The organism is Pseudomonas sp. MF5691 (genome assembly GCF_016405645.1).
Lineage (GTDB): Bacteria > Pseudomonadota > Gammaproteobacteria > Pseudomonadales > Pseudomonadaceae > Aquipseudomonas > Aquipseudomonas shahriarae.
Genome location: NZ_JAEKDC010000013.1, coordinates 50,830 through 73,224 on the forward strand (window position 1 = coordinate 50,830; position 22,395 = coordinate 73,224).

A 22,395-nucleotide genomic window follows, 5' to 3' on the forward strand; every position below is an offset into this window, starting at 1 on the left:
AGGGTTGATCATGACCGAGTTGGCGCGCTTGAAGTTTTATGCCACTCAACCCCACTCTTGCAGCTACCTGCCCGAAGAACAGGCCACTACGCTGTTCCTCGACCCCAGCCAGCCGATGGACGTGCATGTGTATGCCGACCTGTCAGAGATGGGCTTTCGGCGCAGTGGCGACCACCTGTACCGGCCGCACTGCCAGAACTGCAACGCCTGTGTGCCGGCGCGTATCCCCGTGGCGCAATTTTTAGCCGATCGCAATCAAAAACGCATCCTCAAGCGCAATGCCGACCTGATCGTGACCCCCGCCAAGCCCGGCTTCAGCGAAGAGTACTTCGACCTGTACCAGCGCTATATCGAGCAACGCCACGCCGACGGTGACATGTTCCCACCGAGTCGTGACCAGTTTTCCACGTTCCTGGTGCGCGACCTGCCGTTCTCGCGTTTTTACGAATTCCGCCTTGAGGGAAGGCTGCTGGCGGTCGCGGTCACCGACCTGCTGCCCAATGGCTTATCGGCGGTCTACACCTTTTACGAACCCGCCGAAGAGCGCCGCAGCCTCGGGCGCTTTGCGATTTTGTGGCAAATCAGTGAAGCCTCCCGGCAAAACCTGGACGCGGTGTACCTCGGATACTGGATAAAAAACTGTAAAAAGATGAATTACAAGACCCAATATCGGCCCATTGAGCTGCTAATTAATCAAAGATGGGTCACGCTTAACTAGAACCCCTTGGCTTAAACACCCTTTTTCGGGCACAATGCACGCCGCTTTTGCCTGGCGCAGTTGCACCGGGCCATTCACTGGATACCGAGGGCTTTACTGCATGTCGAAAGAAGACAGCTTCGAAATGGAAGGCACTGTCGTCGACACCCTGCCCAACACCATGTTTCGTGTGGAGTTGGAAAATGGGCACGTCGTAACCGCGCATATCTCCGGCAAGATGCGCAAGAACTACATTCGTATTCTTACCGGTGACAAAGTGCGCGTCGAGCTGACGCCCTATGACTTGAGCAAAGGGCGCATCACTTACCGCGCTCGCTAAACAAGTCAATACAAGACGCCCGGTTATGCCGGGCGTTTTTGTGCGCGCTATAAAATTAATGCGGGAACGGGCTTGCTCGCGATAGCTGTGTGTCAGGCAATACATCTGGCACCGATACACCGCTATCGCGGGCAAGCCCGCTCCCACATTTTGATTGCAGCGCTTGAGAAATAGCAAAAAGGCGCCGAAGCGCCTTTTTGTTGTGTTGCGATCAGGCCATTTCAGCAGTGGTCTCGAAGTCGAAGGTCAGCTCGCCATCCTTCAAGTCGATATGCACCACGCCACCATGGTCGGAGAGCTCGCCGAACAGGATCTCTTCGGCCAATGGCCGCTTGATCTTGTCCTGGATCAGACGCGCCATTGGGCGGGCGCCCATTGCCGCGTCGTAGCCGCCCTCGGCGATCCAACTGCGTGCCGCCTCCGTCACCTCCAACTGCACGCGCTTGTCTTCCAGCTGCGCCTGAAGCTCGGTAAGGAACTTGTCCACCACGCTCTTGATCACCTCATGGCTGAGGCGACCAAACTGGATAATGGTGTCCAGGCGGTTGCGGAATTCCGGCGTGAAGCTCTTCTTGATCACTTCCATGGCGTCGGAAGAGTGATCCTGATGAGTAAAGCCAATGGAAGCCCGCGCGGCCGTCTCGGCACCGGCGTTGGTGGTCATGATCACGATCACGTTGCGGAAGTCCGCCTTGCGCCCGTTGTTGTCGGTCAGGGTCCCGTGGTCCATGACCTGCAGCAGCAGGTTGAAGACTTCCGGGTGGGCCTTTTCGATTTCATCGAGCAGCAGTACGCAGTGCGGCTGCTTGGTAATCGCCTCGGTCAACAGACCGCCCTGATCGAAGCCGACATAGCCCGGAGGTGCACCGATCAGGCGCGACACGGTGTGCCGCTCCATGTATTCGGACATGTCGAACCGCACCAGCTCAATGCCCATGGCCTTGGCCAACTGCCGCGCCGCTTCGGTCTTGCCGACGCCGGTAGGCCCGGCAAACAGGAACGAACCCACCGGTTTGTCCGGCGACTTGAGGCCAGCCCGGGACAGCTTGATCGCCGTCGACAGCGAGTCAATCGCCGCATCCTGGCCAAACACTGTCAACTTGAGGTCGCGCTCCAGGTTACGCAGCAGCTCTTTGTCGGAGCTGGTGACGTGTTTTGGCGGAATTCGCGCGATTTTCGCCACGATATCCTCGACCTGCGGCACTTCGATGCGCTTCACGCGCTTCTCTACCGGCTGCAGGCGCTGGTAGGCCCCGGCTTCGTCGATCACGTCGATGGCCTTGTCGGGCATATGCCGGTCATTGATGTAGCGCGAGGCCAGCTCGGCGGCCGCACGCAGCGCCTCATCACTGTACTCGATGCCGTGGTGCGCTTCGAAACGCCCTTTCAGTCCCCGCAGGATGCCAATAGTGTCTTCGACCGAAGGCTCGGACACGTCGACTTTCTGGAAGCGACGCGCCAGGGCACGGTCTTTTTCGAAGATCCCGCGAAACTCCTGGAACGTGGTCGAACCGATGCAACGGATATCACCCGAAGACAGCAGCGGCTTGAGCAGGTTGGACGCATCCATCACCCCACCGGAAGCCGCACCGGCGCCAATGATGGTGTGGATTTCATCAATGAACAGGATCGCCTGCGGACGCTTTTTCAGCTCGCCAAGCAACGCCTTGAAACGCTTTTCAAAGTCGCCACGGTACTTGGTCCCGGCGAGCAGCGCGCCCAGGTCCAGGGAGTAGACAACGCTGTTGGCCAGCAGGTCAGGCACCTGATTATCAACAATGCGCTTGGCCAGGCCTTCGGCAATCGCGGTCTTGCCCACGCCCGCCTCGCCCACCAGCAAAGGGTTGTTCTTGCGACGACGCGCGAGGATCTGCGCAACACGCTCAACTTCCATCTCACGCCCCACCAGCGGATCAATCCGCCCCTGGCGCGCCAGTTCGTTGAGATTGCTGGCGTAGGCATCCAGCGGGTTGCTTGAAGAAGAAGACTCACCGCCCTCGTCGTCCTGCATATCCTGCTCACCCTCGGAATGATCGCCATGCCCTGGCACTTTCGAGATGCCATGGGCGATGTAGTTGACGACATCAATGCGCGCCACGCTCTGCTGCTTGAGCAGGAACACGGCCTGGCTTTCCTGTTCGCTGAAGATGGCAACCAAGACATTGGCGCCCGTCACTTCGCGCTTGCCGGAGCTCTGCACGTGGAAGACAGCACGCTGCAACACCCGCTGGAAGCCCAGGGTTGGCTGGGTCTCACGGTCCTCGTCATGCACAGGGATCAGTGGCGTGGTGGAGTCGATGAACTCCTGCAGGTCATGCTTGAGTTTGTCGAGGTTGGCGCCGCACGCACGCAGAACGGTGGCGGCAGCTTCGTTATCCAAAAGTGCCAGCAGCAGGTGTTCGACGGTCATGAATTCATGACGCTTCGAACGGGCCTCCTTGAAGGCAAGATTGAGGGTGACTTCGAGCTCGCGGTTTAACATAGCTTCACCTCATACCCAAGTGGTCGGAGTTAACCGTCCTTCTCGATTTCACAGAGTAGCGGATGCTGGCTTTCCCTGGCGTACTGGTTGACCTGCATGGCCTTGGTCTCGGCGATGTCGCGGGTAAACACTCCACATACTGCCCGTCCTTCTGTGTGAACGGCCAGCATTACCTTGGTCGCCAACTCGCGGTTCAGATTAAAAAACACCTCGAGTACTTCGACGACGAAATCCATCGGCGTGTAGTCATCATTGAACAAAACCACCTTGTACATCGGCGGCGCCTGTAAAGCAGGCTTGGCCTCTTGAACAGCGATGCCTGCAGAACCGTCATCGTCTTCTAGATGATCCGGGCGATCCTGATTGAATGTTAGTCGAATCTGGCTGAATGCATGCATGAAAGAAAGGTTCGTCTGTTGTGCATTTACAGTGATGGGGGCGACCTGTCAGAAATTCAACTCCGACCGACTGGTCACCTTGACTATCGGCAAAACGGTGTTACAACCAATAGAACCCACAGTGGGTAAAAAAGGTCCGCGCAGTCAACCTTATTTATTCGGGTTAGGACGGATAAACTGGATGATACTCCAGTGATGGAGTCTGGTGCAGAGGGATATGGGTATGTCTGGCGTCAAGATCAGTGGCAAGGTCAAATGGTTCAACAATGCCAAGGGCTACGGCTTCATTAACGAAGACGGCAAAGAGGATGATCTTTTTGCGCATTACTCGGCGATCACGATGGACGGATACAAGACCCTTAAAGCGGGTCAATTAGTATCCTTTGAAATCGTCCAGGGGCCCAAGGGCCTGCATGCTGTCGCCATCTGCGCAGTCGAGCCTGGAAAAACCAACGAAGACAGGCACGACAAGGCAGATAAATCCGCTCATTCGAAAAAGAAACAAACGGCCTGATCCGCCACCGAGCAGATACCACGCATAAAAAAACGGCCATCCCGAGCAATCAGGATGGCCGTTTTTCATAGCCTTCGACTTACATATGCGAAATCAACGCATCGCCGAAGCCCGACGACGACACCAGCTTGGCGCCGTCCATCAGGCGCTCGAAGTCATAGGTCACGGTCTTGGCCGAAATCGCCCCGTTGGTGCCCTTGATGATCAAGTCGGCCGCCTCGGTCCAGCCCATATGGCGCAGCATCATTTCCGCCGACAGAATCAGCGAGCCCGGGTTGACCTGGTCCTTGCCCGCGTATTTAGGCGCAGTACCGTGGGTGGCTTCAAACATCGCCACGGTGTCGGACAGGTTGGCACCCGGTGCAATACCGATACCGCCCACTTCTGCCGCCAGGGCATCGGAGAGGTAGTCACCATTGAGGTTTAGGGTGGCGATCACGTCATATTCGGCCGGGCGCAGCAGGATCTGCTGGAGCATGGCGTCGGCAATCGCATCCTTGACCACCACATTGCGGCCGGTGCGCGGGTTCTTGAACTGCATCCACGGCCCGCCATCGAGCAGGGTCGCGCCGAACTCTTCGGCCGCCACTTCGTAGGCCCACTCCTTGAAGGCACCTTCGGTGAACTTCATGATGTTGCCTTTGTGCACGATGGTCAGCGACTCACGGTCGTTATCCACTACATATTGCAGGGCCTTGCGCGCCAGGCGCTTGGTGCCCTCTTTGGAAACCGGCTTGATGCCAATCCCGCAATCCTGGTCGAAACGGATCTTGGTGACACCCATTTCCTCTTTGAGGAACTTGATGACCTTGGTTGCTTCGGGCGAACCGGCCTTCCACTCGATACCGGCGTAAATATCTTCGGAGTTCTCACGGAAGATAGTCATGTCCACATCGCCTGGCTTCTTGACCGGGCTTGGCACACCTTCGAACCAACGCACCGGACGCAGACAGACATACAGGTCCAGCTGCTGGCGCAGGGCAACGTTCAGCGAGCGGATACCGCCACCGACCGGCGTGGTCAGCGGACCCTTGATGGAAACCACGTAGTCCTTGACCGCATCCAGGGTTTCCTGGGGCAGCCAGGTGTCCTGGTCGTAAACTTGAGTCGCCTTCTCGCCGGCATACACCTCCATCCAGGAGATTTTGCGCTTGCCGCCGTAAGCCTTGTTAACAGCTGCATCGACCACCTTGATCATCACCGGGCTGATGTCGACGCCAATACCGTCACCTTCGATGAAGGGAATGATCGGGTTGTCAGGAACATTGAGAGAATGGTCTGCGTTGACGGTGATTTTGTCGCCGACTGCCGGAACCTGAATCTTCTTGTATCCCATGCTGAACTCCGTTTGTGGATTGAACATCTGGCTGTGCCCGAGCCTACTCCAGTTGAATGTGGACTGGAACCTTGCGCCCGGTACATTTGCTGCGAAAACGGTAGATTTAGTCGCCTACAACCTTGAAACAAAAGGGAAAAACGCCAAACTTGAGCACTGCGTGCGACTTTAGGCGCAATCCGGTCCATGCGACCTTTAGACCAATGGACGATCCACCTTTTGTATGAAGGCTCGGCGTAAGCATAGCGACCTATGTATAATGCCGCCGCTGACCAAAGAGTCACGACGGCCGACCGCTCTATATCGAGCACCTGCGCCTGAAAAAGCCGGGCTGCCACCGTAGCCCACCCGCTTGACGCTCGACTGATGCAACCCAACATCACCGCGAAGAAACATCGACATTCGGCTCATGGATGACTTTGAACGAACGCGCTTTACCCGGCGCATCTCGAGTTTCCGCGCACGCTTTTAGCAAAGAAGAGAGTTAATCCGAATATGCCCACCCGCTCGAAGATCATCTATACCTTCACCGACGAAGCCCCAGCCCTCGCCACCTATTCACTGCTGCCTATCGTAGAGGCCTTCACCGCTTCCGCTGATATTGAAGTGGAAACCCGCGATATCTCCCTCGCAGGGCGCATCCTCGCAAGCTTCCCCGAGCAACTGGGCACCAAGGCCGTTGCGGACCACCTCGCCGAACTGGGCGCCCTGGCCGTGACCCCCGAAGCCAATATCATCAAGCTGCCTAACATCAGCGCCTCGACCCCGCAGCTGCAAGCCGCGATCAAGGAACTGCAGGCCCAGGGCTACGCCCTGCCGGACTACCCGGAAACCGTAACCACCGACGCGGAAAAAGAAACCCGTGCACGTTACGACAAGGTCAAGGGCAGCGCCGTAAACCCGGTCCTGCGCGAAGGCAACTCCGACCGCCGCGCCCCACTATCGGTCAAGAACTATGCGCGCAAGCACCCGCACAAAATGGGTGCCTGGGCTGCTGACTCCAAGTCCCACGTCGCTCACATGAGCAACGGCGACTTCTACGGCAGCGAAAAAGCCGTACAGATCGAAGCCGCCGATGCGGTCAAGATCGAACTGATCGGCAAGGATGGCAGCACCACCGTCCTGAAAGAAAAGACCACCGCACTGGCCGGCGAGATCCTCGACAGCGCCGTGCTGAGCAAGAACGCCCTGCGCAGCTTCATCGCCGCCGAAATCGAAGACGCCAAGAAACAAGGCGTACTGCTGTCGGTTCACCTGAAAGCCACCATGATGAAGGTCTCCGACCCGATCATGTTCGGCCAGATCGTTGCCGAGTTCTATAAAGACGCCCTGGCCAAGCACGCTACCGTGCTGGAACAGATCGGCTTCAACCTGAACAACGGCATCGGCGACCTGTACGCTCGCATCAAGGCCCTGCCGGCCGACCAGCAAGCGCAGATCGAAGCCGACATCCAGGCGGTCTACGCCGCTCGCCCTTCCCTGGCGATGGTCAACTCCGACAAAGGCATCACCAACCTGCACGTGCCGAGCGACGTGATCGTCGACGCCTCGATGCCAGCCATGATCCGTGACTCCGGCAAAATGTGGGGCACCGACGGCCAGCTGCACGACACCAAGGCCGTGATCCCGGATCGCTGCTACGCCACCATCTACCAGGCGGTCATCGAAGACTGCAAGGCCAATGGCGCCTTCGACCCAACCACCATGGGCAGCGTGCCAAACGTTGGCCTGATGGCGAAGAAAGCCGAAGAGTACGGTTCCCACGACAAGACTTTCCAGATCAAGGCTGACGGCGTAGTCCGCGTCACCGACAGCAAGGGCAAGCTGCTGATGGAACAGTCGGTTGAAGCCGGCGATATCTTCCGCATGTGCCAGACCAAAGACGCGCCGATCCAGGACTGGGTCAAACTGGCCGTTAACCGCGCCCGCGCCAGCAACACGCCAGCGATTTTCTGGCTGGACCCGCTGCGCGCCCACGACGGCGTCGTGGTCGAGAAAGTTCAGGCCTACCTGAAAGACCACAACACCGAAGGCCTGGACATCCGCATCATGTCGCCGGTCGACGCGATGAAGTTCACCCTGGAACGCACCCGCAAGGGCCTGGACACCATCTCGGTGACCGGCAACGTACTGCGCGACTACCTGACTGACCTGTTCCCGATCATGGAACTGGGCACCAGCGCCAAGATGCTGTCGATCGTGCCGCTGATGAACGGTGGCGGCCTGTTCGAAACCGGCGCTGGCGGTTCGGCTCCAAAACACGTGCAGCAACTGCTGGAAGAAAACTTCCTGCGTTGGGACTCCCTGGGCGAGTTCCTGGCCCTGGCAGCCTCCCTTGAGCATTTGGGTGTGAACTACAACAACCCGAAAGCCCTGGTACTGTCCAAGACCCTGGACCAGGCCACCGGCCAGTTCCTCGACAACAACAAGTCGCCATCGCGCAAAGTCGGCAACATCGACAACCGCGGCAGCCACTTCTACCTGGCGCTGTACTGGGCACAAGCCCTGGCCGCCCAGACTGAAGATACCGCGCTGCAGGCGCAGTTCGCTCAACTGGCAAAAACCCTGGCCGAGAACGAGGCAACCATCGTTGCCGAACTCAACGCCGTGCAGGGCAAGCCAGCGGACATCGGCGGCTACTACGCGCCGAATCCTGAGCTGATCAGCAAGGCTATGCGTCCGAGCGCTACCCTCAATGCGGCGATTGCTGCATTGAAGTAATGCTGTAGGGCGACATCACAAACCCCGGCCATGTGCCGGGGTTTCTCTTTGTGCCCAACACCGCTTTAATGAAAAAACCCGAGCACATGTGGGAGCTGGCTTGCCTGCGATAGCAGTCTGCCAGTCGGTACAGATGTAGCCGAGCCACCGCCATCGCAGGCAAGCCAGCTCCCACACTGATTAGGCCCAACCCCCACCGAATTCGAGGCCACTATGACCTGGCAACCCCACATCACCGTCGCCACCATCGTCGAAGACAATGGCCGCTTCCTCATGGTCGAAGAGCTCAAGGGCGGCCGCGCCGTGCTCAACCAGCCTGCCGGCCATCTCGACCCGCACGAAACCCTGACCGAAGCCGCCGTGCGCGAAACCCTCGAGGAAACCGGCTGGGACGTCGCAGCCACCGGCATCGTCGGCCTCTATCTGTACACCGCTCCCAGCAATGGCGTGACCTACCAGCGCGTGTGCTTTGTCGCCAAGGCCTTGCAACACCACCCGGACTATCAACTGGACGAAGGCATCGTGCGCGCCCGCTGGCTGACCCGTGACGAGTTGATGGCCTTGCGCGATGACTGGCGCAGCGAGCTGATCATGCGTTGTATTGACGATTATCTGGCCGGCCACTGCCACAGTCTCGAATTGATCCGTCCTTCTCTTTAGCCTTGCGGGCTCGGGCCTGCTAGAATCGCGTCCTTTTTAAAGACACCCGTTGAAATCCTATGCGTGATCCAGCCCCTTCTGACACACAAAAGAAGCGCGTCATCGTCGGTATGTCCGGCGGCGTGGATTCTTCCGTTTCCGCCGTTCTGCTCATGGAGCAGGGTTATGAGGTGGAAGGCCTGTTCATGAAGAACTGGGAAGAAGACGATGGAACGGAATACTGCACCGCCATGGACGACCTGGCGGACGCCCAGGCCGTGTGCGACAAGATTGGCATCAAGCTGCACACCGCCAACTTCGCCGCCGAGTACTGGGACAATGTGTTCGAGCACTTCCTGGCCGAATACAAGGCCGGTCGCACGCCGAACCCGGACATCCTGTGCAACCGCGAAATCAAGTTCAAGGCGTTCCTCGACTACGCCATGATCCTCGGCGCCGACCTGATTGCCACTGGCCACTATGTGCGCCGTCGCGATGTTGATGGCCGCACCGAATTGCTCAAGGGCCTGGACCCGAACAAGGACCAGAGCTACTTCCTGCACGCCGTCGGCGGTGAACAGATCGCCAAGACCCTGTTCCCGGTGGGCGAACTGGAAAAGCCCGAAGTGCGCAAGATTGCCGAGAAACACGGCCTGGCCACCGCCAAGAAGAAGGATTCCACCGGGATCTGCTTTATCGGCGAACGCCGCTTCAGTGACTTCCTCAAGCAGTACCTGCCGGCGCAACCGGGCGAGATCAAGACCACCGAAGGCGAAGTCATCGGCCGTCACCACGGCCTGATGTACCACACCATCGGCCAGCGCCAGGGCCTGGGTATTGGCGGCTTGAAGGACGCTGGTGAAGAGCCGTGGTACGTGCTGGTGAAGGATCTGCAACATAACGTGCTGATCGTCGGCCAGGGCAACGAGCATCCCCTGCTGTTCTCCGGCGCGCTGCTGGCCTCGGAGATCTATTGGGTCAACCCGATCGACCTGAGCGCTCCGCGCCGCCTGACCGCCAAGGTGCGCTATCGCCAGAGCGACCAGCCCTGCACCCTGGAAAAAACCGCCAATGGCTACCGTGCCACCTTCGATGACCCGCAACGTGCGGTCACGCCCGGCCAGTCCGTGGTGTTCTACGACGGCGAGATCTGCCTGGGGGGCGGCGTGATTGAAGTCGCCGAACCCTGGAGCACCCCGGCATGAGCCCGACCCAGGAGCAATTGACGGCATTGGGCGGCGTGTTTCTCGCCGCAGTGCTGGTGGACAAGATCGCCAAGACCGGCCAGGTCACCGAGGCCGGCCTGACCTGCATGCTCGGCAGCCTGCTGGTGGTCGACCCGAAGGACACCCTGGATGTGTACGGCGGCGACGACCTGAGCCTGCGTGAAGGTTATCGGGCGCTGATCGGCGCCCTCGAGCGCGACCCCAGCACCCTGCAACGCGAGCCGCTGCGCTATGCCTTGTCGATGCTCGGCCTTGAGCGGCAACTGGCCAAGCGCGACGACCTGCTGGAAACCATCGGCAAGCGCCTGCCGCAGATCCAGTCCCAGGTCGAGCACTTCGGCCCGGCCCACGAGAACGTGATCGCCGCCTGTGGCGCTTTGTACCAGGACACCTTGAGCACCTTGCGCCAGCGGATCCAGGTCCACGGCGACATGCGCAACCTGCAACAGCCCAACAACGCCTCGAAAATCCGCGCCCTGCTGCTGGCCGGTATCCGTTCGGCGCGGTTGTGGCGGCAGTTGGGCGGTCATCGTTGGCAGTTGGTCATCAGCCGTCGCAAATTGCTCAAAGAGCTTTACCCGTTGATGCGCAACGAATAAGTCGCAGCCACGGGCTATTTTCAAGCCGTTACGCGTAATACGCCGGTCAGTTGGCAACGGACCGGCGGATTTTTTCATGTATGATACGCGCCCCATTTCGTTGCCCGACTGTCCGAGAACACCCCATGCAGCTCTCTTCGCTCACTGCGGTTTCCCCTGTTGACGGCCGCTACGCCGGCAAAACCCAGGCCCTGCGCCCTATTTTCAGCGAATACGGCCTGATCCGTGCTCGTGTACTGGTTGAAGTGCGCTGGCTCCAGCGCCTGGCCGCTCACCCCGCCATCAGCGAAGTGCCGGCGTTTTCTGCGCAAGCCAACGCGGTACTCAACACCCTGGCGGAAAACTTCTCCCTGGAGCACGCCGAGCGTGTGAAAGAGATCGAGCGCACCACCAACCACGACGTCAAAGCCATCGAGTACCTGCTCAAAGAACAAGCGGCCAAGCTGCCGGAACTGGCCCAGGTCAGCGAGTTCATCCACTTTGCCTGCACCAGCGAGGACATCAACAACCTGTCCCACGCCCTGATGCTGCGCGAAGGCCGTGATGACGTGATGCTGCCACTGATGCGCCAGACCGCCAACGCCATCCGCGAACTGGCCATCCGCTTCGCCGACGTGCCGATGCTGTCGCGCACCCACGGCCAGCCGGCCTCGCCGACCACCCTGGGTAAAGAACTGGCCAACGTGGTGTACCGCCTGGAGCGCCAGATCGCGCAAGTGGCTGCCGTGCCATTGCTGGGCAAGATCAACGGCGCCGTAGGCAACTACAACGCCCACCTGTCGGCCTACCCTGAGATCGACTGGGAAGCCAACGCCCGCGCCTTCATCGAAGACGAGCTGGGCCTGGGCTTCAACCCGTACACCACGCAGATCGAACCCCACGACTACATCGCCGAGCTGTTCGACGCCATTGCGCGCTTCAACACCATCCTGATCGACTTCGATCGCGATATCTGGGGCTACATCTCCCTGGGCTACTTCAAGCAGCGCACCATCGCAGGCGAAATCGGCTCGTCGACCATGCCGCACAAGGTCAACCCGATCGACTTCGAAAACTCCGAAGGCAACCTGGGCATCGCCAACGCCTTGTTCCAGCACCTCGCCAGCAAGTTGCCGATCTCCCGCTGGCAGCGCGACCTGACCGACTCCACCGTATTGCGCAACCTCGGCGTGGGCTTTGCCCATAGCGTGATCGCGTACGAAGCCAGCCTCAAAGGCATCAGCAAGCTGGAGCTCAACGCGCAGAAAATCGCCGCTGACCTGGACGCCTGCTGGGAAGTCTTGGCCGAGCCGATCCAGACCGTAATGCGCCGCTACAACATCGAAAACCCGTACGAGAAGCTGAAAGAGTTGACACGCGGCAAGGGCATCAGCCCTGAAGCACTGCAAACTTTCATCGACGGCCTGGACATGCCAGCTGCGGCCAAGGCCGAGCTGAAACTGCTGACCCCGGCCAACTACATCGGCAACGCTGTAGACCAAGCCAAACGCATCTGATTGCGGCTTGACCCCTTAAGACGCCCGGCAGCGCCGGGCGTTTTTATTCCCGTCTGAAAAGTGCTTTTTTTCAATAGGTTACACATGAATCCTGATATTCCTCTTCAACTTCTGGGCGGCATCACGGCAAGGGAATTCCTGCGCGACTACTGGCAGAAAAAACCACTGCTGATCCGCCAGGCCATCCCTGATTTCGAAAGCCCGATCGACGCCGACGAACTGGCCGGCCTGGCGCTGGAAGAAGAAGTCGAGTCGCGCCTGGTGATCGAGCACGGCGAGCGCCCGTGGGAGCTGCGTCGCGGCCCATTTGCCGAAGATGCCTTCAGCACCCTGCCCGAGCGCGAGTGGACCCTGCTGGTGCAGGCGGTCGACCAGTTCGTACCGGAAGTGGCCGAGTTGCTGGAGCAGTTCCGCTTCCTGCCAAGCTGGCGCATCGACGACGTGATGATCAGCTTTGCCGCCCCTGGTGGCAGCGTAGGCCCGCACTTCGATAACTACGATGTGTTCCTGCTGCAGGCCCATGGCAAGCGCAACTGGAAGATCGGCCAGATGTGCAACTCGGAGAGCCCGCTGCTGCAACACGCCGACCTGCGCATCCTAGCCGAATTCGAAGAGAGCGCCGAATGGGTGCTGGAGCCTGGCGACATGCTCTACCTGCCGCCGCGCCTGGCGCACTTCGGCATCGCCGAAGATGACTGCATGACCTACTCGGTCGGCTTCCGTGCACCGAGCGCCGCCGAAGTGCTGACCCACTTCACCGACTTCCTCAGCCAGTACCTGACGGATGAAGAGCGCTACACCGACGCCGACGTCCAGCCCGTCAGTGACCCGCACCAGATCCAGAGCGACGCCCTCGACCGCCTGAAAAGCCTGCTGGCCGAGCACATGAGCGACGAGCGCATGCTGCTGACCTGGTTCGGCCAATTCATGACCGAGCCGCGCTACCCGGAACTGGTCGCCGGCCCCGAAGAGCTGGCGCAGGATGAAGTAATCAGCAGCCTGGAAGACGGTGCAGTCCTGATCCGCAACCCAAGCGCGCGCCTGGCCTGGTCGGAAGTGGACGACGATGTATTGCTGTTCGCCAGCGGCCAGAGCCGTTACCTGCCGGGCAAACTGCGCGAGCTGTTGAAGTTGATCTGCGCGGCCGACGCCCTGCACGTCGACAACCTGGGCCCGTGGCTGATTGATGAAGATGGCCGCGACCTGCTGTGCGAACTGGTCAAGCAAGGAAGCCTGGGGTTTGCCGATGAATAAAATTCACGTAAGTGTCGCGGACTGGCAAAAGGATATCGCCGAGATTCGGCGCATTCGTGAAGCGGTATTTATCGCTGAACAATCGGTTCCACCTGAGCTGGAATGGGACGCAGACGACGCCGGGGCCATGCATTTCCTCGCGTTCGAAGGCGACTTCCCCATTGGCACGGCGCGCCTGCTGCCCAGCGGCGAGATCGGTCGCGTGTCGGTCCTCAAGGACTGGCGCGGGCTGAAGGTCGGCGACAAACTGATGGAAGCGGTGATTGGCGAGGCCGAGAAACGCGGCCAGACCCGGCAGTTCCTCAGCGCACAGGTGTATGCCGCGCCGTTCTATGAGCGGTTGGGGTTCAAGATCGTCAGCGGGGAATTCCTGGAAGTCGGGATTCCCCATGTTGATATGGAACGCGAGGGCTGACTTTAGACCCAGTCGCTCCCTTCGCGAGCAAGCCCGCTCCCACACTTGATCGAGCTCGACCCCTGAAATGCGGTCAACAGTGGGAGCGGGCTTGCTCGCGAAGGCGTCATTAGCAGCCCCCCAAAAAGGCCCTGCCATCCACCGATGCCAGGGCCTTTTGCCGTCTACGATTCAACTTGCGCCCCGCCGGGCCGATAAACTGGCACCATCAAGCCCAAATGACTTGCAGAGATAACGGACATGTCCCTACGCACCCTAGTCGCCAGCCTGCTCGTGGCCGTCAGCTTTTCGACAATGGCAGCCACCGAAGTCGTACCCTTGAACAACCGCACCAGCGCCGACCTGTTACCCGTGGCGCAGAATTTCATTGGCAAGGACGGCACTGTCAGCGCCTACGGCAATCAGTTGATCGTCAATGCCGAGCCCGACAGGATCCAGGCCCTGCGCGCCCTGCTCGCACAACTGGATACACCCTCCAAACGCTTGCTGATCACCGTCGACACCAACGAAAACAATCAGCAGGCCAACCGCCAGGTCATCACCTACAGCACCGAAAGCCGTGACGGCGGGATCCAGCAGATCCAGGCCAGCGAAGGCGTGCCCGCACTGATCCAGGTCGGCCAGAGCGTGCCACTGACCACCACCCAGCCCGACGCCTATGGCCGCCCGCAAAACCAGACCCAGTACCGCAACGTCACCCAGGGCTTCTATGTCACCGCCAGCGTCACCGGCGAGACCGTGCACCTGAGCATCAGCACCAATCGTGACCGCATGAGCCAGGAGCGTCCCGATGTAGTGAACGTGCAAAGTACCGACACAACCGTCAGCGGGCGCCTGGGTGAGTGGATCACCCTGGCCGGCATCAATCGCCAGACCCAGGCCGACAAACAGGGCGCGACCCGCACCTACTCGACCCAGGGCCGGGACGACCTGACAGTGCGGGTCAAAGTCGACACCTTGAACTGAAGCACCAAAAACTGACTGATTAGTCGTATTAGACCAAAGATGTAGTGCCATAAAAAAAGCACTACAAAACATTTGACGATCCAAAAAAGCATGGGCATGATGGCCTCGCTCCCGCTAATCAGGGGCCCTGGCAAGGGCCTTCGGATCGTCGCTCCAAGTTACCCACCTGAGCCGATTCGTGTCTGTACCGCCCACAAGGCGTGTTTGACGAGGTTGCGACTGGAACGAAGTTGTCCCGAGGGACGGAAGCTAACCAGGTAACCCGGCAACACACTGTTGGATCGTACAAAGGCCCACGACGCCCGAAGACTGTTCTCGGTTCGCCTCTACCTGCTCACTTTCTCCCTTGAGCCTATCGTTCATCCCGTCGCCTTCCCCGCCAAGCCCAACTTGACCGCCTAAGCTTCTGGTCAGCGAGCAGCCATAACCACGTACTGAATGCGTGGCTGGCAAAACGGAATTTTCAACCCAGTAGTTTTTCCACAAAAGACGCGACGAGGTTTTTCCCCATGGCACTGACACGCGAACAGCAAATTGCAGCCCTTGAAAAAGACTGGGCTGAAAACCCACGCTGGAAAGGCGTGACTCGCGCTTACTCCGCTGCTGACGTCGTCCGCCTGCGCGGCTCGGTTCAACCCGAGCACACCTTTGCAAAACTGGGCGCCGAGAAGCTGTGGAAGCTGGTTACCCAGGGCGCCAAGCCGTCCTTCCGCCCCGAGAAAGATTTCGTCAACTGCATGGGCGCCCTGACCGGCGGCCAGGCTGTGCAACAAGTCAAGGCCGGTATCCAGGCGATCTACCTGTCCGGCTGGCAAGTGGCTGCGGACAACAACTCCGCCGAGTCCATGTACCCTGACCAATCGCTGTACCCGGTGGACTCCGTGCCGACCGTGGTCAAGCGCATCAACAACTCGTTCCGCCGCGCCGACCAGATCCAGTGGAAAGCCGGTAAAGGTCCGGGCGACGAAGGCTACATCGACTACTTCGCGCCAATCGTGGCTGACGCCGAAGCCGGTTTCGGTGGTGTACTGAACGCCTACGAGTTGATGAAAAGCATGATCGAAGCAGGCGCCGCCGGCGTGCACTTCGAAGACCAACTGGCTTCCGTGAAAAAATGCGGCCACATGGGCGGCAAGGTACTGGTTCCGACCCAGGAAGCCGTACAGAAGCTGACCGCTGCCCGTCTGGCAGCTGACGTTGCCGGCACGCCGACCATCATCCTGGCCCGTACCGACGCCAACGCTGCTGACCTGCTGACTTCGGACTGCGACCCGTACGACCAGCCGTTCGTGACTGGCGAGCGCACCCAGGAAGGTTTCTACAAGGTACGCGCCGGCCTGGATCAAGCAATTGCCCGCGGCCTGGCCTACGCACCGTACGCCGACCTGATCTGGTGCGAAACCGCCAAGCCAGACCTGGACGAAGCCCGTCGCTTCGCCGAGGCGATCAAGAAGGAATACCCGGACCAACTGCTGTCCTACAACTGCTCGCCTTCTTTCAACTGGAAGAAGAACCTGGACGACGCGACCATCGCCAAGTTCCAGCGCGAACTGTCCGCCATGGGCTACAAGCACCAGTTCATCACCCTGGCCGGCATTCACAACATGTGGCACAGCATGTTCAACCTGGCGCACGACTACGCCCGCAACGACATGACTGCCTACGTGAAGCTGCAAGAGCAGGAATTCGCTGACGCCGCCAAAGGCTACACCTTCGTGGCGCACCAGCAGGAAGTGGGCACCGGCTACTTCGACGACATGACCACCGTGATCCAGGGCGGCACCTCGTCCGTGACCGCGCTAACCGGCTCGACCGAAGAAGAACAGTTTCACTAAGTGACCTGAGTACACGGCCATTGCGGGCCCGATAGAAAGCTAACCGCAGTGCCGCACGATCTGACGCCCCGACTGGTTCGGGGCGTTTTTTTGCCTGGGCGAAAGGTTACTGCCCCCCTCCCGAAACCCAATGTGGGAGCTGGCCTGCCTGCGGTAGCGGCGTTTCAGCCACCCATTTGCCTAATGCCCCACCGCCATCGCGGCGATGCGGCGATCCGAAAAGCCCGACTCCCACAGAAACCGAGTCAAAACGACTTTTTGAGCAAAACCTTGATCCAGAGCGGTATTGGCTTAGGAAAAATCAGTTAAAAGTTGCGCGCTGGCAACTTGCGCCATACGGGCAAGTAACAACAACTTTCCCCGCGACGCACTCAACACCCGCTTAAAACTCTCGCAAACAATATTCATTATCATTTAGAGCAATAAAACTTCGTTACACCCTAAACAAAACACAATTGATTAAAATCAAGCTAATGCCCGCAGCGTCTGGGCTACAGCCCCACAAAGGTGCACTATGTCCTTATTTCAGCGAATAATTTAGCCACAGGAATTTTACTTGCTAGGTGTTTAGCCATAAAATCACCGCGATTGATTGCGCTGCGACATATCGTCACTGCGTCGTTACTTTTTCGAGCTCAGAGACCTTTGCTCTCTGTTAAGGATTTCCAGCATGACCGAAGCGACAGGACTCATGGCCCACAACTGGGGCTTTGCCATTTTCCTCCTCGGTGTTGTCGGCCTCTGCGCCTTCATGCTCGGTGTTTCCAGCCTCCTCGGGTCAAAAGCCTGGGGCCGCAGCAAAAACGAACCGTTCGAGTCCGGCATGCTACCTACAGGTGGCGCCCGCTTGCGGCTCTCAGCCAAATTCTATCTGGTCGCGATGCTGTTCGTGATCTTCGATATCGAAGCCCTCTTTCTCTTTGCCTGGTCTGTGTCCGTCCGCGAAAGCGGCTGGACCGGATTCGTCGAAGCTCTCGTTTTCATAGCAATTCTGTTGGCAGGTCTTGTCTACCTGTTCCGAGTGGGCGCCCTTGACTGGGCTCCGGAAGCTCGTCGCAAGCGGCAAGCGAAGCTGAAACAATGAGGCTTTGGCGATGCAATACAATCTCACCAGGATCGACCCGGATGCTCCTAACGATCAGTACCCCATCGGCGAGCGGGAAACCGTCTCCGATCCGTTAGAAGACCAAGTCCACAAAAACATCTACATGGGCAAGCTGGAAGACGTGCTGAGTGGCGCGGTCAACTGGGGGCGTAAGAACTCCCTGTGGCCGTACAACTTCGGCCTTTCGTGCTGCTACGTGGAAATGACCACCGCCTTCACGGCGCCCCACGACATCGCGCGCTTTGGCGCCGAGGTTATCCGGGCATCGCCGCGTCAGGCGGATTTCATGGTTATCGCCGGTACCTGCTTTATCAAGATGGCGCCGATCATCCAGCGTCTCTACGAGCAGATGCTCGAGCCGAAGTGGGTTATCTCCATGGGTTCGTGCGCCAACTCCGGTGGCATGTACGACATCTACTCCGTGGTTCAGGGGGTCGACAAGTTCCTGCCCGTGGACGTCTACGTGCCTGGCTGCCCGCCCCGCCCTGAAGCTTTCCTGCAAGGCTTGATGCTGCTGCAGGAGTCGATTGGCAAGGAGCGTCGCCCACTGTCCTGGGTTGTCGGCGATCAAGGCGTGTACCGCGCCGAGATGCCGTCACAAAAGGAACAGCGCCGCGAACAGCGAATCGCAGTCACCAACCTGCGCAGCCCCGACGAAGTCTGATCCAGAACCGCTTCTTTTATAGAACGAAAACCTGGCTTCATTCTTTACGTTGACCGAAAGCGATAAAAACCATGACTACAGGCAGTGCTCTGTACATCCCGCCTTATAAGGCAGACGACCAGGATGTGGTCGTCGAACTCAATAACCGTTTTGGCCCTGACGCCTTCACTGCCCAGGCCACACGCACCGGTATGCCGGTGCTGTGGGTGGCGCGTGCCAAGCTCGTCGAAGTCCTGACCTTCCTGCGCAACCTGCCCAAGCCGTACGTCATGCTCTATGACCTGCATGGCGTGGACGAGCGTCTGCGCACCAAGCGCCAGGGGCTGCCGAGCGGCGCTGATTTCACCGTGTTCTATCACCTGATGTCGCTGGAACGTAACAGCGACGTGATGATCAAGGTCGCCCTGTCGGAAAGCGACCTGAGCATCCCGACCGTGACCGGTATCTGGCCGAACGCCATCTGGTACGAACGCGAAGTCTGGGACATGTTCGGCATCGACTTCCCGGGCCACCCGCACTTGACGCGCATCATGATGCCGCCAACCTGGGAAGGTCACCCGCTGCGCAAGGACTTCCCTGCCCGCGCCACCGAATTCGATCCGTTCAGCCTCAACCTGGCCAAGCAACAGCTTGAAGAAGAAGCGGCACGCTTCCGTCCGGAAGACTGGGGCATGAAACGCTCCGGCACCAACGAGGACTACATGTTCCTCAACCTGGGCCCGAACCACCCTTCGGCCCACGGTGCCTTCCGCATCATCCTGCAACTGGACGGCGAAGAAATCGTCGACTGCGTACCGGACATCGGCTACCACCACCGTGGTGCCGAGAAAATGGCCGAACGCCAGTCCTGGCACAGCTTCATCCCGTACACCGACCGTATCGACTACCTCGGCGGCGTGATGAACAACCTGCCGTACGTGCTCTCGGTCGAGAAGCTGGCCGGGATCAAGGTTCCGGACCGCGTCGACACCATCCGCATCATGATGGCCGAGTTCTTCCGGATCACCAGCCACCTGCTGTTCCTGGGTACCTATATCCAGGACGTCGGCGCCATGACCCCGGTGTTCTTCACCTTCACCGACCGTCAGCGTGCGTACAAGGTCATCGAAGCCATCACCGGCTTCCGCCTGCACCCGGCCTGGTACCGCATCGGCGGTGTGGCCCACGACCTGCCGAACGGCTGGGAGCGCCTGGTCAAGGAATTCATCGACTGGATGCCCAAGCGTCTGGACGAGTACCAAAAGGCTGCGCTGGATAACAGCATCCTCAAGGGCCGGACCATCGGCGTCGCCCAGTACAACACCAAGGAGGCCCTGGAATGGGGCGTCACCGGTGCTGGCCTGCGTTCCACCGGTTGCGATTTCGACCTGCGCAAGGCGCGCCCGTACTCCGGCTACGAGAACTTCGAGTTCGAAGTCCCGCTGGCGGCCAACGGCGATGCCTACGACCGTTGCATCGTGCGCGTCGAAGAAATGCGCCAGAGCCTGAAAATCATCGAGCAGTGCATGCGCAACATGCCGGCCGGCCCGTACAAGGCGGATCACCCGCTGACCACGCCGCCGCCTAAAGAGCGCACCCTGCAGCACATCGAAACCCTGATCACGCACTTCCTGCAAGTCTCGTGGGGCCCGGTCATGCCGGCCAACGAGTCCTTCCAGATGATCGAAGCGACCAAGGGTATCAACAGTTATTACCTGACGAGCGATGGCGGCACCATGAGCTACCGCACCCGGATTCGTACCCCAAGCTTTGCCCACTTGCAGCAGATCCCTTCGGTGATCAAAGGCGAGATGGTCGCGGACTTGATTGCGTACCTGGGTAGTATCGATTTCGTTATGGCCGACGTGGACCGCTAAGCATGAACAGCACGCTTATCCAGACAGACCGTTTCACCTTGAGTGAAACCGAGCGCTCGGCCATCGAGCACGAGCTGCATCACTACGAAGACCCGCGCGCGGCGTCGATCGAAGCCTTGAAGATCGTCCAGAAGGAACGTGGCTGGGTACCCGACGGTGCCCTCTACGCCATCGGCGAGATCCTCGGCATCCCGGCCAGCGATGTGGAAGGCGTGGCGACGTTCTACAGCCAGATCTTCCGCCAGCCGGTCGGTCGCCACATCATTCGCGTGTGCGACAGCATGGTCTGCTACATCGGCGGCCACGAGTCGGTGGTCGACGCGATCCAGAGCAAGCTGGGCATCGGCCTGGGCCAAACCACAGCAGACGGTCGCTTCACGCTGCTGCCAGTGTGCTGCCTGGGCAACTGTGACAAGGCGCCGGCGTTGATGATCGACGACGACACATTCGGTGACGTCCAGGCTGCTGGCGTCACCCAATTGCTCGAGGGCTACCCATGACCCTGACTTCCTTTGGTCCCGCCAACCTGATCAAGCGTTCGGCCGAGACTCACCCGCTGACCTGGCGCCTGCGTGACGACGGCGAGGCGGTATGGCTTGACGAGTACCAGGCCAAGAACGGTTACGCCGCAGCGCGCAAAGCCTTTGCCGACATGGCCCAGGACGATATCGTCCAGACCGTGAAGGACGCAGGCCTTAAAGGTCGCGGTGGTGCAGGCTTCCCCACGGGTGTGAAGTGGGGCCTGATGCCTAAAGACGAATCCATCAACATCCGTTACCTGCTGTGCAACGCGGATGAGATGGAGCCCAACACCTGGAAAGACCGCATGCTGATGGAGCAACTGCCCCATCTGCTGATCGAAGGCATGCTGATCAGTGCCCGTGCGCTGAAAACCTACCGGGGCTACATCTTCCTGCGTGGCGAATACACCACCGCCGCCAAGCACCTGAACCGTGCCGTGGCCGAAGCCAAGGCCGCAGGCCTGTTGGGCAAGAACATCCTCGGTTCGGGTTTTGACTTCGAACTGTTCGTGCATACCGGCGCCGGGCGTTATATCTGCGGTGAAGAAACCGCCCTGATCAACTCCCTCGAAGGCCGCCGCGCCAACCCACGCTCCAAGCCGCCCTTCCCTGCCGCCGTTGGCGTGTGGGGCAAGCCTACGTGCGTGAACAACGTCGAGACCCTGTGCAACGTGCCGGCGATCATCGCCGACGGCGTGGACTGGTACAAATCCCTGGCCCGCGAAGGCAGCGAAGACATGGGCACCAAGCTCATGGGCTTCTCCGGCAAGGTCAAGAACCCTGGCCTGTGGGAACTGCCATTCGGCGTGACCGCCCGTGAGCTGTTCGAGGACTACGCCGGCGGCATGCGCGACGGCTACACCCTCAAGGCCTGGCAGCCAGGCGGCGCCGGCACCGGTTTCCTGTTGCCCGAGCACCTCGACGCACAGATGTATGCCGGCGGCATCGGCAAGGTGGGCACCCGGATGGGTACCGGCCTGGCGATGGCGGTGGACAACACCGTGAACATGGTCTCGCTGCTGCGCAACATGGAGCAGTTCTTCGCTCGCGAATCCTGTGGCTTCTGCACCCCGTGCCGCGATGGCTTGCCATGGAGCGTCAAACTCCTGATGGCGATCGAGAAAGGCGAAGGCCAGCCGGGGGATATCGAGACCCTGCTGGGCCTCGTGGGTTTCCTCGGCCCGGGCAAGACCTTCTGTGCTCACGCACCGGGCGCCGTGGAGCCACTGGGCAGCGCAATCAAGTACTTCCGCTCGGAGTTCGAAGCCGGCATCGCGCCCAAAAGCGCCGCCGTCCCGCCTCTGGCAAAGCCGATCGTAGTCGGCGCGTAA

At 59.7% G+C, this 22,395-nt stretch carries 20 protein-coding genes; 17 read left to right on the forward strand and 3 right to left on the reverse strand.

Annotated features, from left to right (window positions below):
• Window positions 1-10: 10 nt before the first annotated feature.
• Together JFT44_RS18710 and infA are read left to right on the forward strand one after the other, a co-directional pair.
• Window positions 11-718 (forward strand): arginyltransferase, encoded by a 708-nt coding sequence (locus JFT44_RS18710; protein WP_057441413.1) that lies wholly within the window; start codon window positions 11-13, stop codon window positions 716-718.
• Window positions 719-818: 100 nt separating this feature from the next.
• Window positions 819-1,037 carry a translation initiation factor IF-1 gene (gene infA / locus JFT44_RS18715; RefSeq protein WP_002553999.1) on the forward strand — a complete coding sequence of 73 codons (219 nt, stop codon included), beginning with the start codon at window positions 819-821 and terminating at the stop codon, window positions 1,035-1,037.
• A gap of 211 nt (window positions 1,038-1,248) precedes the next feature.
• On the opposite strand, the gene clpA is transcribed toward infA, so the two are convergent.
• A complete protein-coding gene (gene clpA, locus JFT44_RS18720; protein ID WP_057445275.1) occupies window positions 1,249-3,519 on the reverse strand; it encodes an ATP-dependent Clp protease ATP-binding subunit ClpA in 2,271 nt (756 codons plus the stop codon).
• Between the two features lie 29 nt (window positions 3,520-3,548).
• Window positions 3,549-3,917 carry an ATP-dependent Clp protease adapter ClpS gene (gene clpS, locus JFT44_RS18725; RefSeq protein WP_029293391.1) on the reverse strand — a complete coding sequence of 123 codons (369 nt, stop codon included), beginning with the start codon at window positions 3,915-3,917 and terminating at the stop codon, window positions 3,549-3,551.
• A gap of 223 nt (window positions 3,918-4,140) precedes the next feature.
• On the opposite strand from clpS, the gene cspD reads away from it, so the two are divergent.
• Window positions 4,141-4,431, forward strand: coding sequence for a cold shock domain-containing protein CspD (gene cspD / locus JFT44_RS18730; RefSeq protein WP_057960026.1), 291 nt, complete (start codon window positions 4,141-4,143; stop codon window positions 4,429-4,431).
• Between the two features lie 79 nt (window positions 4,432-4,510).
• Here cspD and icd read toward each other — a convergent pair whose 3' ends face one another.
• Window positions 4,511-5,767, reverse strand: coding sequence for an NADP-dependent isocitrate dehydrogenase (icd, locus tag JFT44_RS18735; RefSeq protein WP_057441442.1), 1,257 nt, complete (start codon window positions 5,765-5,767; stop codon window positions 4,511-4,513).
• A gap of 495 nt (window positions 5,768-6,262) precedes the next feature.
• Between icd and JFT44_RS18740 the strand changes: the two genes are divergently transcribed.
• The 14 genes from JFT44_RS18740 to nuoF all read left to right on the forward strand — a co-directional run bounded on the left by JFT44_RS18740 (window position 6,263) and on the right by nuoF (window position 22,395).
• Entirely contained in the window at window positions 6,263-8,488 is a 2,226-nt protein-coding gene (locus tag JFT44_RS18740; protein WP_198831024.1) for an NADP-dependent isocitrate dehydrogenase, read from the forward strand.
• A 213-nt stretch (window positions 8,489-8,701) separates the two neighbouring features.
• On the forward strand, window positions 8,702-9,148 hold the full coding sequence (locus tag JFT44_RS18745; RefSeq protein WP_198831025.1) for an NUDIX hydrolase: 447 nt from the start codon (window positions 8,702-8,704) through the stop codon (window positions 9,146-9,148).
• Between the two features lie 59 nt (window positions 9,149-9,207).
• Window positions 9,208-10,332 (forward strand): tRNA 2-thiouridine(34) synthase MnmA, encoded by a 1,125-nt coding sequence (gene mnmA / locus JFT44_RS18750; protein ID WP_057441406.1) that lies wholly within the window; start codon window positions 9,208-9,210, stop codon window positions 10,330-10,332.
• Complete coding sequence (hflD, locus tag JFT44_RS18755) at window positions 10,329-10,952, forward strand: high frequency lysogenization protein HflD (RefSeq protein ID WP_005789104.1); 624 nt, start codon at window positions 10,329-10,331, stop codon at window positions 10,950-10,952. The genes mnmA and hflD overlap by 4 nt, the downstream gene beginning before the upstream one ends.
• A gap of 125 nt (window positions 10,953-11,077) precedes the next feature.
• The gene (gene purB, locus JFT44_RS18760; RefSeq protein WP_038441746.1) at window positions 11,078-12,448 is read left to right on the forward strand and encodes an adenylosuccinate lyase; all 1,371 of its coding nucleotides are present in this window, start codon (window positions 11,078-11,080) and stop codon (window positions 12,446-12,448) included.
• Window positions 12,449-12,532: 84 nt separating this feature from the next.
• Window positions 12,533-13,702 carry a cupin domain-containing protein gene (locus JFT44_RS18765; protein WP_120733467.1) on the forward strand — a complete coding sequence of 390 codons (1,170 nt, stop codon included), beginning with the start codon at window positions 12,533-12,535 and terminating at the stop codon, window positions 13,700-13,702.
• A complete protein-coding gene (locus JFT44_RS18770) occupies window positions 13,695-14,117 on the forward strand; it encodes a GNAT family N-acetyltransferase (RefSeq protein ID WP_029293368.1) in 423 nt (140 codons plus the stop codon). Before JFT44_RS18765 ends, JFT44_RS18770 begins: the two co-directional genes overlap by 8 nt.
• Before the next feature lie 240 nt (window positions 14,118-14,357).
• Window positions 14,358-15,083, forward strand: a complete 726-nt coding sequence (locus tag JFT44_RS18775; RefSeq protein ID WP_198831026.1) for a secretin N-terminal domain-containing protein — start codon at window positions 14,358-14,360, stop codon at window positions 15,081-15,083.
• A gap of 509 nt (window positions 15,084-15,592) precedes the next feature.
• Window positions 15,593-16,918, forward strand: coding sequence for an isocitrate lyase (gene aceA, locus JFT44_RS18780; RefSeq protein ID WP_003219577.1), 1,326 nt, complete (start codon window positions 15,593-15,595; stop codon window positions 16,916-16,918).
• Between the two features lie 670 nt (window positions 16,919-17,588).
• Window positions 17,589-18,002, forward strand: coding sequence for an NADH-quinone oxidoreductase subunit A (locus JFT44_RS18785; RefSeq protein WP_003219575.1), 414 nt, complete (start codon window positions 17,589-17,591; stop codon window positions 18,000-18,002).
• Window positions 18,003-18,012: 10 nt separating this feature from the next.
• A complete protein-coding gene (locus JFT44_RS18790; protein WP_012724951.1) occupies window positions 18,013-18,687 on the forward strand; it encodes an NADH-quinone oxidoreductase subunit B family protein in 675 nt (224 codons plus the stop codon).
• 71 nt (window positions 18,688-18,758) lie between these two features.
• Window positions 18,759-20,543: an NADH-quinone oxidoreductase subunit C/D gene (nuoC, locus tag JFT44_RS18795; protein ID WP_198831027.1), complete on the forward strand. Its 1,785-nt coding sequence runs from the start codon at window positions 18,759-18,761 to the stop codon at window positions 20,541-20,543.
• 2 nt (window positions 20,544-20,545) lie between these two features.
• Window positions 20,546-21,043: an NADH-quinone oxidoreductase subunit NuoE gene (nuoE, locus tag JFT44_RS18800; RefSeq protein WP_057441399.1), complete on the forward strand. Its 498-nt coding sequence runs from the start codon at window positions 20,546-20,548 to the stop codon at window positions 21,041-21,043.
• Window positions 21,040-22,395: an NADH-quinone oxidoreductase subunit NuoF gene (nuoF, locus tag JFT44_RS18805; protein ID WP_057441397.1), complete on the forward strand. Its 1,356-nt coding sequence runs from the start codon at window positions 21,040-21,042 to the stop codon at window positions 22,393-22,395. The genes nuoE and nuoF overlap by 4 nt, the downstream gene beginning before the upstream one ends.